This is a genomic window from Halosimplex rarum (assembly GCF_047715405.1).
In the GTDB taxonomy this organism is placed as follows: Archaea; Halobacteriota; Halobacteria; order Halobacteriales; family Haloarculaceae; genus Halosimplex; species Halosimplex rarum.
The window spans coordinates 19,749-35,377 of the sequence record NZ_CP180413.1; the positions used below are offsets into that span (position 1 = coordinate 19,749).

General features: G+C 68.1%; 14 protein-coding genes. 9 read left to right on the forward strand and 5 right to left on the reverse strand.

Annotated elements, in window-relative coordinates:
• Positions 1-18: 18 nt before the first annotated feature.
• The 3 genes from ACMGFH_RS21860 to ACMGFH_RS21870 form a co-directional block, all read right to left on the reverse strand.
• On the reverse strand, positions 19-180 hold the full coding sequence (locus tag ACMGFH_RS21860; RefSeq protein WP_415383393.1) for a hypothetical protein: 162 nt from the start codon (positions 178-180) through the stop codon (positions 19-21).
• Between the two features lie 74 nt (positions 181-254).
• Entirely contained in the window at positions 255-617 is a 363-nt protein-coding gene (locus ACMGFH_RS21865) for an ArsR/SmtB family transcription factor (protein ID WP_415383394.1), read from the reverse strand.
• Positions 618-726: 109 nt separating this feature from the next.
• Positions 727-4,116 (reverse strand): PAS domain S-box protein, encoded by a 3,390-nt coding sequence (locus tag ACMGFH_RS21870; protein WP_415383395.1) that lies wholly within the window; start codon positions 4,114-4,116, stop codon positions 727-729.
• Positions 4,117-4,286: 170 nt separating this feature from the next.
• Here ACMGFH_RS21870 and ACMGFH_RS21875 point away from each other — a divergent pair, with 170 nt between their 5' ends.
• Positions 4,287-4,595 (forward strand): Hsp20/alpha crystallin family protein, encoded by a 309-nt coding sequence (locus ACMGFH_RS21875; protein WP_415383396.1) that lies wholly within the window; start codon positions 4,287-4,289, stop codon positions 4,593-4,595.
• Positions 4,596-4,753: 158 nt separating this feature from the next.
• Here the strand turns inward: ACMGFH_RS21875 and ACMGFH_RS21880 are convergent, their stop codons facing one another.
• The gene (locus ACMGFH_RS21880; protein WP_415383398.1) at positions 4,754-5,431 is read right to left on the reverse strand and encodes a hypothetical protein; all 678 of its coding nucleotides are present in this window, start codon (positions 5,429-5,431) and stop codon (positions 4,754-4,756) included.
• Positions 5,432-5,539: 108 nt separating this feature from the next.
• Here ACMGFH_RS21880 and ACMGFH_RS21885 point away from each other — a divergent pair, with 108 nt between their 5' ends.
• The 8 genes from ACMGFH_RS21885 (at position 5,540) to ACMGFH_RS21920 (ending at position 14,521) form a co-directional block, all read left to right on the forward strand.
• Positions 5,540-6,580 (forward strand): hypothetical protein, encoded by a 1,041-nt coding sequence (locus ACMGFH_RS21885; RefSeq protein ID WP_415383399.1) that lies wholly within the window; start codon positions 5,540-5,542, stop codon positions 6,578-6,580.
• A 42-nt stretch (positions 6,581-6,622) separates the two neighbouring features.
• On the forward strand, positions 6,623-7,177 hold the full coding sequence (locus tag ACMGFH_RS21890) for a CoxG family protein (protein ID WP_415383400.1): 555 nt from the start codon (positions 6,623-6,625) through the stop codon (positions 7,175-7,177).
• 351 nt (positions 7,178-7,528) lie between these two features.
• The gene (locus tag ACMGFH_RS21895; protein WP_415383401.1) at positions 7,529-8,764 is read left to right on the forward strand and encodes a transporter; all 1,236 of its coding nucleotides are present in this window, start codon (positions 7,529-7,531) and stop codon (positions 8,762-8,764) included.
• Positions 8,765-8,861: 97 nt separating this feature from the next.
• Positions 8,862-9,977: an ABC transporter ATP-binding protein gene (locus ACMGFH_RS21900; RefSeq protein ID WP_415383402.1), complete on the forward strand. Its 1,116-nt coding sequence runs from the start codon at positions 8,862-8,864 to the stop codon at positions 9,975-9,977.
• A gap of 21 nt (positions 9,978-9,998) precedes the next feature.
• Positions 9,999-11,795, forward strand: a complete 1,797-nt coding sequence (locus ACMGFH_RS21905) for an ABC transporter permease (protein WP_415383404.1) — start codon at positions 9,999-10,001, stop codon at positions 11,793-11,795.
• Positions 11,796-11,827: 32 nt separating this feature from the next.
• Positions 11,828-12,817 (forward strand): ABC transporter substrate-binding protein, encoded by a 990-nt coding sequence (locus ACMGFH_RS21910; RefSeq protein WP_415383405.1) that lies wholly within the window; start codon positions 11,828-11,830, stop codon positions 12,815-12,817.
• A 216-nt stretch (positions 12,818-13,033) separates the two neighbouring features.
• Positions 13,034-13,366 carry a hypothetical protein gene (locus tag ACMGFH_RS21915; RefSeq protein WP_415383406.1) on the forward strand — a complete coding sequence of 111 codons (333 nt, stop codon included), beginning with the start codon at positions 13,034-13,036 and terminating at the stop codon, positions 13,364-13,366.
• A gap of 153 nt (positions 13,367-13,519) precedes the next feature.
• Positions 13,520-14,521: an ABC transporter substrate-binding protein gene (locus ACMGFH_RS21920; RefSeq protein WP_415383408.1), complete on the forward strand. Its 1,002-nt coding sequence runs from the start codon at positions 13,520-13,522 to the stop codon at positions 14,519-14,521.
• 135 nt (positions 14,522-14,656) lie between these two features.
• Here the strand turns inward: ACMGFH_RS21920 and ACMGFH_RS21925 are convergent, their stop codons facing one another.
• Positions 14,657-15,628: a 4,5-dihydroxyphthalate decarboxylase gene (locus ACMGFH_RS21925; RefSeq protein WP_415383409.1), complete on the reverse strand. Its 972-nt coding sequence runs from the start codon at positions 15,626-15,628 to the stop codon at positions 14,657-14,659.
• Position 15,629: the final 1 nt, after the last annotated feature.

The following is a 15,629-nucleotide window of genomic DNA, read 5'->3' on the forward strand; positions in this document are numbered from 1 at the left end:
GTGCTGTCGGTCGTCTCTTCACGCGTCCGCGCACCGTTCGATCGCCACTCTGTGCTCGACGCTGACCTGGCTCTTGTGCGCCCGCTCTTTCGTTAGCGCCTCGGCGATCGACGCCGCCTCCGCGCCGAACGAGCAACTCTCGCAGGTGATCCTGTATCGCGCCATCGTCTCGGGTGTCATTCGACCGCACACCGACGGTTGACCGGCCGCGTACGTTCGCTGGTAGGGGCCGGTGGCGACGCGTGGCCCATCGCTCAGTCGCCGCTGGCCAGCGAGAGCGGCGTATCCCTGACCTGTCCGTAGGAAGCCTGTTCGGGCGGCGAATCGACGTACTCGACCTCGAAGCCACCGTCGTCGCTCATCGTCACGACGGCGGCGTCGAAGCTCAGCTCGTAGACGTTCTTCGGGCGGCAGTCCTTCGGGAGCCGGTTTTTCTCCTCGACGAGGTCCGCCTCTTGCAACAGCGTCAGTTTCCGATAGGCCGTCGACAGCGGGATGTCACACCCGTCCGAAAGCTCCGGGATCGTCTTGCACTCTTCGCGGATCGCGTCCAGGATCGCGGCGCAGTCCTCGTCGCCCACGACGTCCAGGAACGCCCGTCTGTTGGTCTCGCTCATCGGTGTCTACACGTAGCTTCTCCCGTCCCATAGCGCCGGGAGCTAGCTGACTAGTGATAGCGGGCTCCCAGCTATTCGGGAAACCTAGCTGACTAGTGTTAGAATACAATTATGAGTCTTCCCGAGACCGCGTCGGCGTCGCGGAGTCGGGCTCGTCGTCGCCCACCACCAGTTCGAGTATCTTCCGAGTGCCCTCCCGGACGTGCTGGTAGAACGTCGGCGAGGCGATTCCGAGGACGTCGGCGAGTTCCTCGCCGGTCGAGTGCCGGGGGGAGGCGAAGTACCCCGCGTGGAAGGCGAGCGCGAGCGCTTCGCGCTGCCGGTCGGTCAGCCGCTCCTCGACGGCCGTCTTCGTCAGTTCGAGCGTCCGCATGTCCCGGTCACGGGTCCGCTTCGCCACGAACACGGTCCCAACGCCGGCGTCCTCGACGTCGGTGATGAGCGCCTCGACGTCCGATCGCGGCGCGATCTCACACCGGAGCGTCGCGGTGTCGCCGGCCGTCTCGAACGCGCGAACCGTCGCGCCGTATTCGACGAGCGTCGCGATCGGGTCCAGCCGCCCGGTCAGTTCCACGATGCCAGTCTGTCCGTGGGCGTTGACGACGCGCGCCCGGTTGACGCTCGATCGGCTATCGAACGCCTCGGCGACCGCGGCGGGCGCCGCACCGTCTACCTCGAGATAGCAGGCGTAGGCGTCGTCGGAGGCGGCTGTGACGCTGTTTAGCGACAGTCGACAGCCGCGTTCGTCGGCGACGCCCACGACGGCCGAGTCGGGCTCGCCGACCTCGAACTCCAGTTCGACGACGGTGTCGGTGTGGAGTAGCTGCCGATTCTCCGCGGCGTTGATGGCGTGGCCGACGCGCTCGCCGAGTTCGCGCAACAGGCCCTGCTCGTACTCGTCGAAGGCGTCGGGCCGGGCCGAGTAGACCCCCAGAACGCCGAGGACGGTGTCGCCGTACACGACCGGGATCGCGGCCTGGGACTGGAACCCGTACGCGAGCGCCCGGTTTTGCCGTTCGTCGGACGCGAGCGAGGTCGGAATCTCCCGGCGGACCTGGACGGTCCCGTCTGCGACGGCTTTGAGGAACAGATCGTCGGCGTCCCCGTCGGCCGACAGGGACAGGTCGATCTCCGCGAGGAACTCGTCCTCGACGCCGGCCCGTTCGCGGGGTGAGATCGCGCCGACCGCCGAGTTGTAGTCGCCGATCCAGGCGAACAGATACGCCTCCGAACCGGCCAGTTGCTCGCAGAGCCGCCGGTCGATAGCCTCGCGGGTGTCCGCGCGCGAGAGTGCTCGATTTATCGGTCGCAGGCTCTCGATGATCTGTTTGATCCGTTCGAGGGAGTTCCGCTGCCGGCGAAGTTCCCGTTCGCGGCGTTTCTGCTCGGTGATCTCGTCGTTGATGGCGACGAAGCGTTCGATGGCCCCCGACTCGTCGACGATCGGTGCGATCGTCTGGTTGACGACGTAGGTCTCGCCCGACTTGCGCCGGTTCACCACTTCGCCGGTCCAGATATCGCCGGCGTAGATCGTCTCCCACAGGTCCTCGAAGAACGCGTCGTCGTGCTCGCCGGAGTTCAGGATCGAGGGATCCGCCCCGATGGCCCGGTCGGCGCTGTACCCCGTGACTCGCTCGAACGTCGGGTTGACGTACTCGATGATCCCGTCCGTGTCGGTGACGTACACGGAGTGGCCGGCCTGCTCGACCGCCTCTCGGAAGGTGCGGAGCGACTGCTCGCGCGCCCGGCGCTCGGTGACGTCTTCGACGACGACGACGACGCGTTCGACCGGGCCGTCCGCGCTCCCGAAGGGGGCGGCGCTGACCGAGATCCACTCGGCGTGGTCGCCTTCCGCGTCCAGTTCGAGTTCGACGTCGGTGACGACGCGCTCGTTCGCGAGCGCGCTGGCGACGGGCAACTCGTCGACCGGCACGGGGTCGCCGTTCACATCGCCGAACGAGTCGGCGAGCCGGCCGAACGCGGTGCCGACGAGCGCGTCGCTGGGCCGACCGAAGATGTCGCTCGCCTGCGCGTTCGCTCGGACGACCCGCTCGCCGGCGTCGGTGACGAGGAGCCCGATCGGGCTCGTCTCGAAGATCCGGCTCAGTAGCGACCGCTCGCGTTCGAGTCGGTCCTCGGCCCGTCTGCGCGCCATCAGGACGCCCAGGTCTGCGGCGACGTCGGTGACCGCGTCGACGAGTTCCTCGTCGTCGGCCCGCCGCTCGCGGAGGAAGAACGTCAACACGGCGACGACGCGGTCCTCGGTCACGATGGGGACGCCGAGCGCCGCCTGGAGCCCGACGCCTTCGGCCGCTGCGCGCCGGTAGAAGACGTCCTCGGACTCGGCGGACGCGTCGGGGATCCACTCGGCTGACCCCGAGACCCAGACCCGGCCGGGCAACCCCTCCTCGAAGGGGAACGTGACGTCCCTGCTGGCCAGCAGGAACGGTTCGAGACCCTCGTCTTCCGTGTGGGCGACGAGGTGCTGCAGGTAGTCGCCGTCATCCGCGGGCACCCACGCCTCGCCGTAGGCCCACTCCGTGTGACTGCAGATGGCTTCGAGGGCCGTCTCGACGCCGTCGCCGAACGTGTCGGCGTCCGCCACCGCGTGATTGACCGCCGCGAGCAACGCCCGCTCGTCTTCGACCCGCTTGCGATCGGTTCGGTCCCGCAGTATCAACCTGAACCCGTCGATCCCGCCGTCAGACCGCCGTCGGGGAGTGACCGTCGTCGCCGCCCAGAACTTCGACCCGTCCGACCGCTGGCGCCACCCCTCGTCCTCGATCTGCCCCCGGTCCCGGGCGCGTTCCAGCGCTCGATCCGGGGCGTCGTCGGCTGCGTCGGTCGGATACAGCACCGAGACGTGCCGGCCGACGACCTCCGTCGCGGTCCACCCGGTGAGGGCTTCGCCTCGTTCGTTCACCCCCGTGATCTCGCCCGCGGTGTCGAGGGTGAGGAGGGCGACGCCGTCGTCGGTCACCGGCGAGTCGGGCGACAACGTGCCGTCCGACTGCGTACTGCCCGACTGCGACTGCGTCCCGGACGACTGCGACTGCGTACCGTCCGAGTGCGCGTCGGCGGACTCCTGCGACGGCGACGGCTGCGACGCTGCCGCGCCGAACCCGAGCGTCAGGACGACACGTCCGCGCTCCGCCTCGGGAACGAGCGTAGCGGTCACCGCCCGGTCCCCTTCGGGAACGGTCGATTCAACCGTCCACTCGGCGGTCCGTTCGTCGCCCGTCTCGCTGACGGTCTCGACGGCCGCCGCGACGGAGTCGGGGAAGACGTGTCCGGCGGGCTTCCCCGTCACCTCGTCGGGGTCGGTGTCGAGGTACCGCTCGACGGCGTCGTTCGCGAACGAGACCGTCCCCGAATCGACGACGAGGATACCGGCCGCGGTCGCCCCGAGTGCGGCGTCGAGGGTCCCGGAGTCAACCGGGAGTTCACGGTCGTCTGTCTCCGACAGTTCGGGGCTCGACCGCGACTGTTCCTCTTTCACAATCCCGACAGTACGGTTCGAACCCGCAAAAGCGTGCCCCATCCCCGTCCGCCGCCGCGGTCTCGAACTGCCGGGTCGCGGCCGGGAACCCGGTGAGACGTTCCCACTGAGAGACAATCACCGAAAGGCAGGTGCGCCGGTGTCGGGTATCTCTCACTAGGAGGCCACAGATGACCCATCACCCAGACCACGAAGTCGAACTGTACAACGACGACGGGACCTACCGGGTGTTCGTCGACCTGCCCGGATTCGACCGCGAGGACATCGAGGTGACGTGGCTCGACAATCGGCTGTCGATCTCGGCCGACCGGACCGGTGCGGGCGGGAGGTCACGCATGGTCCACAAGCAGGTGAGCGTTCCCCGGGAGGTCCGCGCGGAGGACATCACCGCGACGTATCGGGACGGCGTGCTCGACGTCGAACTCCCGTCCGAAGCGAGCGACGACCCACCGGGACAGCGGATCGACGTCCGCGAGTAACGTCCGAAGAACGGGTGAGCGCGGCGGAGCCCCGCGCTCGATTTTCTTCACGGCCGCAGTGGTGCGGAGTTCTCGACCGTCGCTCTGCGACCGGAGTACACGCGATTCGGGATATCACGGGAGAGCGGTCGAGTGACCCGCCAGACGACGGCGAACGGTCAAACGACGGTGAATCGGTCAGAGACGGTCGTCTCGACGTCGACGTCGTCGCTCTCGACGGAGACCTCGTACCGGTAGGTGCCCGATTCGGTGTCGGTGTCGGTGGCGATCTTCGAGCCCCACGTGTCCCCCGCGTAGGCCTCGTGGTCGCCGGCCCAGTTCAGCTCCAGCGGGCCGTAGTCGGCGTCGGGGAACTCGACGGTCACGCGGTCGAGCGACTCGTCACCCAGCGCCTCGCCGGTCTCGGGGTCGTAGATGCTGACGTGGAGGCCGACCTCCATCCCGGCGGCGAACTGGCCGGCGAGCGAGCACGCGGTGGTCGTGGGCGGCGGCGTCTCGGTGGGCGTCGGCGTGTCCGTGGGCGTGTCAGTTCCCTCGCCGGGGGTCGAATCCGCCGTGTCGTCCGTGCCGTCGGACGGGGTCGGCGTCGGCTGGGCGACCGGTTCGTCGGTCGTCGTCGTCTCGGTGGTCACGGTCGGGGTGGTAGTGTCCTCGGAGTCGCCGGTCCCGGGGTCGGTGATGTACTGACAGCCGGAGACGCTCGTGGTCGCCCACGCCGCCGCGCCGGAGGCGAGGAGCCGCCGCCGCGTGACTGACCTGCCGTCGTCGGCCGGATCCGACTCACTGTTCGGTTCGCTGTCGCGACCAGCGTCGACTCCGGGGGTGTCTTCAGCCATCTCGCTTGCAGCTTCGGGAGCTCGACAGTAAAGCGCCGGACGTAGTTCCCAAAAATCTGGAACTACGGGGAGGGCTTTGTCAGTTCCTCCGCGAGTTGCGTATGTGCAATGAGCCGCGACAGTACCCACCGGATGGACGCCGAATCGCTCGCCGAACAGAACGACGCCGCCGACGAGACAGCCGACAGCGACGGAGCGACGCGTCGTCGCGTACTCGCCGGCGGCGCCGCCAGCTGGGCGACGGTCGCGCTGGCCGGCTGTCCCGGGGGTGACACCGAGACGGACACGCCCCAGCCGGCGGCCACGGATACGCCCACGGACACGCCGACGGACGCCCCGACGGCGACCCCGGAGCCCGAACCCGAGAACTACGTCGTGACGGCCGAGACGGGGACCGGCGAAGTCCCGGAGGGCGCCGCGTTCGCCTCGGCGTGTTCCGCGACGCGGCGGTTCGTCCCGGGGATGATGGTCGTCTTCTACGTCGGGATCTACGACCCCGAGACGGGCGACCAGCTCACCGACGAGGACCTCGACAGCGTCGTCGTCACCGTCGAGGGCGGTCCCGAGGTCGAACTCGCCTGGGCCGGCGACGACGAGGAGAACCCGGCCGACGAGTGGGGCGGAACGTGGACGGTCCCCGAGGACATGGACCCGGGCACGGTCCCCTACACTGTCGAGGTCACCGACGGAGACGCCGACTTCCACACCGTCGGCATCCTCGAGGACGCCATCGAGGTCATCGAATACTCGAACCCGACCAACTACGTCGTGACGACCGAGACGTTCTGGAACGGCTCTCCCCAGGAGGCCGCGAACGGCTTCGTCGGCGGGTGCGTCCCCGAGCGCCAGTTCAGCCGGGAGATGGACGTGACGTTCGCCATCGGCGTCTACGACGGGTCGAGCGGCGACCTCGTCGGCGGCGACACGCTCGATTCGGTGACCGTCGAGTCGACCGACGGCGCGTTCGACCCCGTCGAACTCGAGTGGCAGGCGGGCGGCGAGGAGTCGACCGCCCAGTGGACCGGGACGCTCGAGACCGAGTCGCTCGAGGCCGGCAGTTACGGGTACGAGGTCGTCGTCACCAACGGGGACGCGAGCTTCTACGACGTCGGCATCGCATCGAACCAGTTCACGATCATCGAAGTGTAGCGGCGCGACCGCCGCGGGGCCGCCCGCGGGTTCCATCTACCAATGAGCCACTCAGACAACACGCGAGAGCCGGACGAGGCGGTGCCCGACGACCAGTCCGGGACCGCCGACCTCGCCCCGGACGACGAGGACGTCGAGCGCCTGGAGTTCTCCGACGCGGTCTACATCGACGCGGCCCCCGAGGAGCTGTGGGCGTGTCTGTCGAACCCGGAGATACTGACCGAGTGCGTCCCGGGCGCGGAATCGATCGAGCGGGTCGGCGACCGGACGTACGCGCTGGAGATCACGCGGGGCGTGAGCCACCTCACCGTCTCGCTGACCGGCGAGGCGGAGTTCGTCGAACTCGACCCGCCGGACCACGTCGTCACGAGCGCGACCGCCTTCGACTCGAAGACGGGGAGCACCTTCGACGTGCTCGCCGCCATGGAGATCCAGGACGGCGATCGGACGCAGTCGCGGCTGGCCTACCGGGCGGAAGTGACCTACAGCGGCGGCGTCGCGACGCTCAACCCGTCCGTGCTCCGCCCGATCGTCAGCCGGGACATCGACACGTACTTTCAGAACGTCTCGGCGACCGTCGAGAACAGGACCATCTGAAGAGCGCCGCCACCCGTTCACTGACGAACCTGCACCTTCGCGGCTCGTCGGCTCGATCCCCCGCGTAGGCCCGCACCTCCTCGCGGACGGCGGCGACGGACAGCAGAGAGACGGCCGGATCCAGCTCCTTCTCGGCCGGCACTCGAACACCTCGTCCCGGGGGGCGGTCCTCGAACACCTCCTCCCAGGGGGCGGCGCCGGGAAAGCCGTCACGCCGCCTCTCGATCGACGGATCGCGTCATCGGTCCGATCCGGCGTGGCGCCGATCCACGTCGACGTTCGAGCGACGTCTTCCCATCGCGTAAAAATGTACGGAATCAGTTTATCCGCACGTCCGGTAGCGATCCGTGTATGAGCCCAGACGAATCGACCGGCGTTTCGAGGGCAGACGGGGACGGAACGACCGGTCGACGGCGTCGCGGAGTGGGGACGAAGACCTCTCGTCGAGCGTTTCTTGCGACCGGCGCGGTCGTCTCGGCGGGCTCGCTCGTCGGCTGTCTCGGCGGCTCTAGCGCGGGGTCGGCGGGGACGGCGACGACCGGGAGCGAGCCCGAGACGCCGTGGACGACCGCGGAGCTGGTCGACTACGTCGAGGACGGGACGACGGTGACGATCTACGCCGGGTCGGGCGAGCAGCCGACCTGGAACACTCTCGTCGACGTGATCAACGACGAGTTCGACGCGGGGCTGGAGGCCGACGTCGTGTCGGCCGGCGGATCGCAGATCTCCCAGCGGATCATCCAGGAGCGCCAGGCCGACGAGGACCAGGCCGACCTGGTCGCCAGTGCGACCGACATCAGGAACCAGATCTACGAGGAGGGCGACTCGGTGGCCGAGCGCTACTACGAGTGGGACGTCGACGGGAACTTCTGGTTCAGCGAGGACCTGGAGGACTCCATGACCCTGCCGTGGGGCGCCGCGGCGTTCAACGGCGGCGCGTCGTCGGTCATGCCGATCAACGCGGAGATATTCGAAGAGCGCGGGCTCGACGTGCCGACGAGCTACAACGACCTCTTCGACGACCAGTACGAGGGCATGGAGATGATCATCCCCACGGGCCCCGTCACCAGCCAGATCGGGTGGATCATCGGGTATCACGCCGATCAGACCGACATGGACGACATGGAGTGGATGCGGGCCATCGTCGACCACTTCGACGTCACCGGCTACAACTCCCACTCCGACGGTGGGCGCGCCGTGGGCCAGGGGAAGGTCCCGATCATGTTCTACAACTTCCCGTGGACGATCGCCGAACTCGTCGAGGAGTTCCCGCTGGTGGGTAACTTCGTCGAGCCGGTGAAGTGGAACACCTTCGAGGGGCTGTTCTCGATCAACAGCGAGGCGCCCCATCCGTGGGCCGCGCGGCTCGTCCTCAGCGCGACGCTGGAAGCGCCGGTCCAGCGGCGGATGATCGACGAGGTCCCGAACGTGACGGCGGCGCGCACCGAACTGGACCTCTCCGACGTGGAGATGAGCGACTACGCGCGCGAGCGGCTCACGACCGAGACCACGCCCGTCGGTTTCTGGGAGGGACAGGAGTACACCGAGATCGGTCAGCGGGCGGTCGAGGAAGCGATCGACTTCTGACCGCTGGAACCACCGAGCGGCGGGGCCGGTCGCGCTCTCGCCTCGCCCTCGCCTTCCGCGCGCGAACCGAACCACCGAACCCGGACAGGACCAGACCATGACGACTCAGCCACAGTTGACCGTGAGTGGGCTCGACAAGCGGTTCGGGTCCGAGTACGCCCACCGGGACGTCGACCTGACGGTCGACCGCGACGAGATCGTCGCGCTCCTCGGTCCCAGCGGGTGCGGCAAGACGACGCTCCTGCGGTGTATCGCCGGCGTCGAGGTCCCCGACAGCGGCGAGGTACGGATCGGCGGCGAGACCGTTCAGAGCGCCACCGTCTCCCGGCCGCCGGAGGACCGTGACCTCGGGATGGTCTTCCAGAACTACGCGATCTGGCCGCACAAGACGGTCTACGAGAACGTGGTGTTCCCGCTCAAGTACGCCGACAACCCCGTGCCGTCGTCGGAGTACGAGGACCGCGTCGAGGAGATCCTGGACCTGGTACAGATCCGCGAGCTGAAAGACGCGCCGGCGACGGACCTGAGCGGCGGCCAGCAGCAGCGGACCTCGCTCGCGCGCTCGCTCGTCCACGACCCGGACCTGCTGTTGATGGACGAGCCGCTGAGCAACCTCGACCGGGAGCTGCGCAAGGAGATGCGCGACGAACTCCAGCGGCTCCAGCACGAACTCGGGGTCAGCGTCCTCTACGTGACCCACGACCAGGAGGAGGCGTTCTACCTGGCCGACAGAGTCGTGCTGATGCGAGACGGCGAGACGGTCGAGCGCGGGCGTCCGGGCGAGCTCCACCGGCGGCCGTCGTCGCCGTTCACCCGTCGGTTCGTCGGCGTCCACAACCGATTCGAGGGCACCGTCGACGTGGATGCCGACGGTGACCGCGTCGTCCGGACGGACTTGGTGGAGTTCCCGCTCGACAACGTCGACTTCGTCTCGGACGGGGTCACGACCGGTTCGGTCTCGTGTTTCCTCCGGCCGGCGGACGTCGAGATCGGCGGGTTCGCCGGCCGCCCGGACGGGCGACTCGAACTGACCGGGACCGTCGTCGCGGAAGGCATCCTCGGCGACGCCTACGAGATGACGGTCGCGTTCGACGGCGCGGGGACGGACCTCGTCGTCCACTCCGAGACCGTTCGCGACCGCGCCAGGGGCGACGAGATACGGCTCCACGTCCGGCCGGAGTCGATACAGGTCTACCCGATCACGGATGCGTGACGGGACGCCCGGAGGGGCGCCGTGAGCGTTCGAACGCGGCTCACCGAGACCGCACGGACCGCCCGCGATTCCACGGTCCGCGTGGTCTCGGCGACGACCGGGACCGACGGACTGACGAGGCGGGTCGCGCTCGGCGGGTTCGCCGTCGCGACCGTCCTCCTGACGCTGGTCCCGCTCGTCTTCCTGCTCTGGACGAGCCTCTGGGACGGCTACCCCGGGCAGTTCTCCGGGTCGTTCACCGTCGGGAACTTCCTCGCGGTGTACGTGGCCGACGCGTTCGACGTGACCGGGCTCGTGACGAACTCGCTGTTCGTCGCCGGCGGGACGACGCTCGTCTCGATGTCGATCGGACTCGGGTTCGCGTGGCTGCTCGTCCGGACGAACGTCCCGACGAAGGACGCGATGGAGCTCGTGCTGATCTCGCCGTACGCCGTCCCGGGGTACATCTACGCGATCATGTACATCACGACGTACGGTCCCGACCACGGGCTCGTGACCACGACGCTCGTCGGCGCGCTCGGGCTCGACGCCCCGCCGTTCGACATCTTCAGCCCGACCGGGATCGTCGTCGTCGCCGGTGTCGACGCCGTGACGTCGGTGTACCTGCTCACCGCGCCGGCGCTCCAGAACATGGACGCGTCCCTCGAAGAGGTCGCGCGGATCCACGGCGCGAACATCCGCCAGACCGTCCGGTCGGTCACGTTCCCGGTGATCCTCCCGGCGATCCTCACGGCGCTCATCATCCGATTCCTGCTGGGGCTCGGCGAGTTCTCGGTCGTGGCGATCCTCGGCGCGCGCGAGCAGTACGAGGTGTACGCGACCGCCATCTGGAAGGCCGTCCGACTGCGAGCGCCGCCGGAGTACGGCCAGGCCGCCGCGCTGTCGATCAGCCTGTTGCTGGTCGCGGCCGTGCTGGTGTGGTACCACCGCAAGGTGACCAGTCGCAAAGAGGACTACATGACGGTGACCGGGCAGGGCTACCAGCCCCACACCTGGGACCTCGGGAAGTGGCGATGGCCGGTCGCCGGCGCGCTCTGGGCGTTCATGCTCCTCGTCTGGGTACTGCCAGTCGCTGTGATGGTCCTCGTGTCGGTCCACTCGGTCTGGTTCGGCCACGTCGACGTCTCGAGTCTCACGCTCTCCCACTACGCGGAGGCGCTGGCGAACCCGCGGTTGCGCGACGCGTTCGTCAACAGCGTCCTCGTCAGCCTCGCCGGGGCGACCATCGGGACGGTGCTCGTCGTCGGCCTCTCGTACTACACCGAGCGGACGACCTACCCGTTCCGGGGCGTCGTCGACTTCCTCTCGCTGTCGTCGGTCGCGATACCCGGCGTGATCACGGGCGTCAGCGTCCTGTTCACCGCCCTGTGGGTCGGCAAGGTCCACCCGCTCGTCGACCTCTACGGAACGCTCTGGATCGTCGTCATCGGGTGCGTCATCGCGTACATCCCGATGTCCTCGCGGCTCGCTATCGGCAACATCGTCCAGATACACACGGAACTGGAGGAGTCGGCGCGGATCGCCGGCGCCACCTGGGTCCAGCAGATGCGCGAGGTGTTCCTCCCGCTGTTCAAGAACACCTCCGCGATCATCTGGTTCTACCTCCTGATCCACATCTTCCAGCTGATCACCATCCCGCTGATGGTCTACTCGTCGGACACGATGGTGATCCCCGTCAAGGTGTTCAACGTCTACATGAACACCGCCAACGTTGAACTCGTCTCGGCCATCTCGACGCTGTTCGTCGGCATGACGTTCCTCGTCTTGCTCTCGCTGCGGCTGTTCGGCGTCTCCTTCCACGACATGAACGCGAGCTGAAACCGACCGACAACGACCCACCCAACAGCCCAATGCCAATCGAACTGTCCATCGCCTGCGGCGACCGAGACCTGAACCGCGCGCTCCTGACCGACGACGTCCAACTGGACGGGGTCGACGCGACGACGACCCCGGTCTACCCGTCCAACCGCCACCGGCGCTTCTTCGCCGACCGCGAGTTCGACGCCTGCGAGGTGTCGCTGGCGTCGTACCTTTCCTCGCGCGCCCGTCCCGACGAGTATCCGTTCACCGCGATCCCGGTCTTTCCGGCCAAGCGCTTCCGCCACTCGTTTTTCTACAGGCACGCCGACGCCGACGTGGACGGACCGGCAGACCTCGCGGGGAAGAAGGTCGGCGTCTCCTCCTGGCAGACGACGGCCAACGTCTGGATGCGGGGGATCGCCGGGGATTTCTACGGGCTCGACCTCGAATCGGTGACGTGGTACCGCCGGAAGGGCGACGACGTGCCGATCGACGTCCCCGACCGGTTCGACATTCGCCCGGTGCCCGGAAAACACGGCGGGGACGCCGTCGCCGAACGCGAGGACCTCAAGCGGGCGCTGTTCGAGGGCGAGTTGGCGGCGGCGATGGACCCGGCGGGGTCGCTGTTCTGGGACGTGGCGGAGTCCGAGCGGGCGGAGTTCGTCTTCGACGACCCGCTGGCGGCCGAACGAGAGTACTTCGCCGAGACCGGCATCCACCCGCCGATGCACGCCGTCGCCGTCCGAGACGAGGTCGTCGACGACCACCCCTGGATCGCGACCGAACTCTTCGACGCCTTCTGCGAGTCGCGCGACGCGTGCCTCGAACGGAACGCGAGCCCGAGCGCGAACGGCTCGCTCACGTGGGCACACCTGCACCTCCTCGAACAGCAGCGGATCCTCGGCGACGACGCCTGGGAGTACGGCCTCACCGACCGCAACCGCCGCGGCCTCGCCACGTTCGTCGAGTACGCTCACGACCAGGGTCTGATCCCGCGACCGTACGACGTCGAGGAACTGTTCGTCGACGGGTTCGCGTGACTCGCGGTTGCCGCTCCCGGCAGCGGTAGTCCGGCCGGGAACGCCGCGCTGTCGGACGGGACGTGACCCGCTCACGGTGTCGTCGCGTTCCGGGTGGGAAGTTCCTCGATCGCGGCGCGGCGCGTTCCGGGCGACGCCGTCCCGTTCTCAGCGACTGAGAAGCCCCCTCGGCGGTTATCAGGCCAGATCGCGTACTCGAACACAGAGGGAATTCAAATGTCGACAACACGCCGGATCGCGATCGGTTCGGTCGTCGCGCTCGTCGTCGTCGGGCTGGCGATGACCGCGACGGCCGGCGCTCACGTGACGGACGTGACCGAGTCGCCCGTGTCGACGGTCGGCCACGTCTGCGACCAGTGGGGGCTCGCAAACGATTGGGGTGACCACAGTCAGGGCGACCACTGGACGGACCATCCGCACCACGGGACCCACGCCGGTCACGCGGCCGGCGGCCACCACGATTCGACCGGCCACCACGGCGCGGATGACGGCCACCACGGCCACGGAATGACACAGCACGGCCACGGGGCAGCACAACACAGCCACTAGCTGTCCGTTTTTCGTCGGTGATCCGCCGCGAGCGGCACGCCTCTTCACCGACTCTAATCTCATGTGACGGGGCCGCACGTCGGCGACGCTCGGCCTCCCACTGTGCTGGAATCCGGGGAAGGCATACCCCCGATGCGGCCGAAATACCGGTATATGACGGTCGAACTGTCCGTCGCGCTCGGAGACAGAGACATCTACAAACCGCTGTTGACCGGCGACGTGGAGCCGGAGGGGATCGACGCGACGGTGCTCTCGGAGTACCCGCCCAAGCGCCACCGCCGCATGTTCGAGCAGCTGGCGTTCGACGTCTGCGAGGTGTCGCTGGCGTCGTACCTCTCTTCGCGCGAGCACCGTGACGAGTACCCCTTCACGGCGATCCCGGTCTTCCCGAACAAGCGGTTCCGGCACTCGTTCTTCTACAAACACGCCGACGCCGACGTGGACGAGCCCGCCGACCTCGAAGGGAAGAAGGTCGGGGTCCAGTCCTGGCAGACGACGGCCAACGTGTGGGTCCGCGGGATCGCCGCGGAGCACCACAGGCTCGACCTGGAACGGGTCCGGTGGTATCGCCGCCGAGAGGACGACGTGCCCGTCGATCTCCCCGCCCGGTTCGACATCCGGCCGGTGCCCGGCGCACAGGACGGCGACGCCGTCGAGCAGCCGAAGGACCTCCGGGAGATGCTCTTCGAGGGAGACTTGGCGGCGGCGATGGACCCGGCGGGGTCGCTGTTCTGGGACGTGGCAGAGTCCGAGCGGGCGGAGTTCGTCTTCGACGACCCGCTCGCGGCGGAGCGCGAGTATTTCGAGGCGACCGGCATCCACCCGCCGATGCACGCCATCGCTATCAGGGACGAGATTCTCGACGAGCATCCATGGGTCGCAGCGAACGTCTTCGACGCGTTCTGCGAGGCCAGGGACCGCTGTCTGGAGCGGAACACCAGCCCGAGCGCGAAGGCGTCGCTGACGTGGGCGCACCTGCACCTCCTCGAACAGCGGCGGATCCTCGGCGACGACGCCTGGGAGTACGGCCTCACCGACCGCAACCGCCGCGGCCTCGCCACGTTCGTCGAGTACGCTCACGACCAGGGTCTGATCCCGCGGGCGTACGACGTCGACGAACTGTTCACCGCGAGCACCGCGCAACTGACCGGATAGAGCGCTTTTCCACGGTCGTATTTCCGCGGTCGCTTTCCCACGGTCGCTTCCCGAACCTCTCGCGACGGCAGACCGGGCAGAACCGACGCTACCGAGAGCGTCGAAACCGAGTCACGCGAAGGGCCGGGAACCGAACTACGCGTAGTAGTCGGTGTCGAGGTACTCGGTCGCGAACAGTTCGTCGACGCCGTAGCGTTCGGCCGCGACGCCCTGATCGTGGGCGTACTCGGCGAGCGTCTCGACCGTCGCGACGTTGTCCTCGGTGAGCCCGTACTCCCACGGGTCATCGCCCAGCACCTCTCGCTGTTCGTCGGCGTAGACGTCGGCCCAGACGAGCGGTAACTCGCGCGGGCGGTCTAGCGCGGTCAGGCCGATCTCTTTCGCCCGCTCGAAGGCGTCGTACAGCGGCTGGACGACCCACGGGTGCTCGTCGAGAATCTCGTCTCTGAGGACTATCGCGTGCATGATCGGGAAGATGCCGGTCTCCCGGTAGTACGTCTGCTCGACGGCTTTCGCGTCGTCGAACAGTCGCTCCGCGTTCGCCACGCCTGAGTCGACCGGGTGGAAGATCGCGTCGATCTCCCCGCGCTCGATCAGGTCTTCGAGGAGCCCGATCGTCGAGCCCTGATGGTCGAGGTAGGTCAGGTCGTACGCGTCGGGCACGTCGACGTCGACGATCTCCGAGCCGCCGGCGACCCACTCGACGTCGGTGATATCGAGGTTGTAGCGGTCGCTGAGGGTCCCGCGCTGCCAGATACCCGTCGTCGTCTGCCAGTTGACGATCCCGACGCGTTTGCCGGCCAGGTCCGCCGCGTCCGCGATACCCGACCCGCGCCGCGTGTACATGTACGCGTGTCTGAACTTCCGGAACGGGAAGACCGGGATCGCCGTGAATGGGAATCGGTCGCCGTTCCGGCGAGTGGCGAGATAGGTCCCCATCGATAGCTCGCAGGCGTCGAACTCGCGGTTGCGAACCATCCGCGAGAACCGCACGGGGTTCGGGTAGTTGACCGTCGAGAGGCGCACACCCTCCGGTTCGACGCGGCCGTCCCACAGGGGCTGGGTCCACGCGTAGTCGTGGCAGGCGAGGCTGAGGTCGAGCGTCATC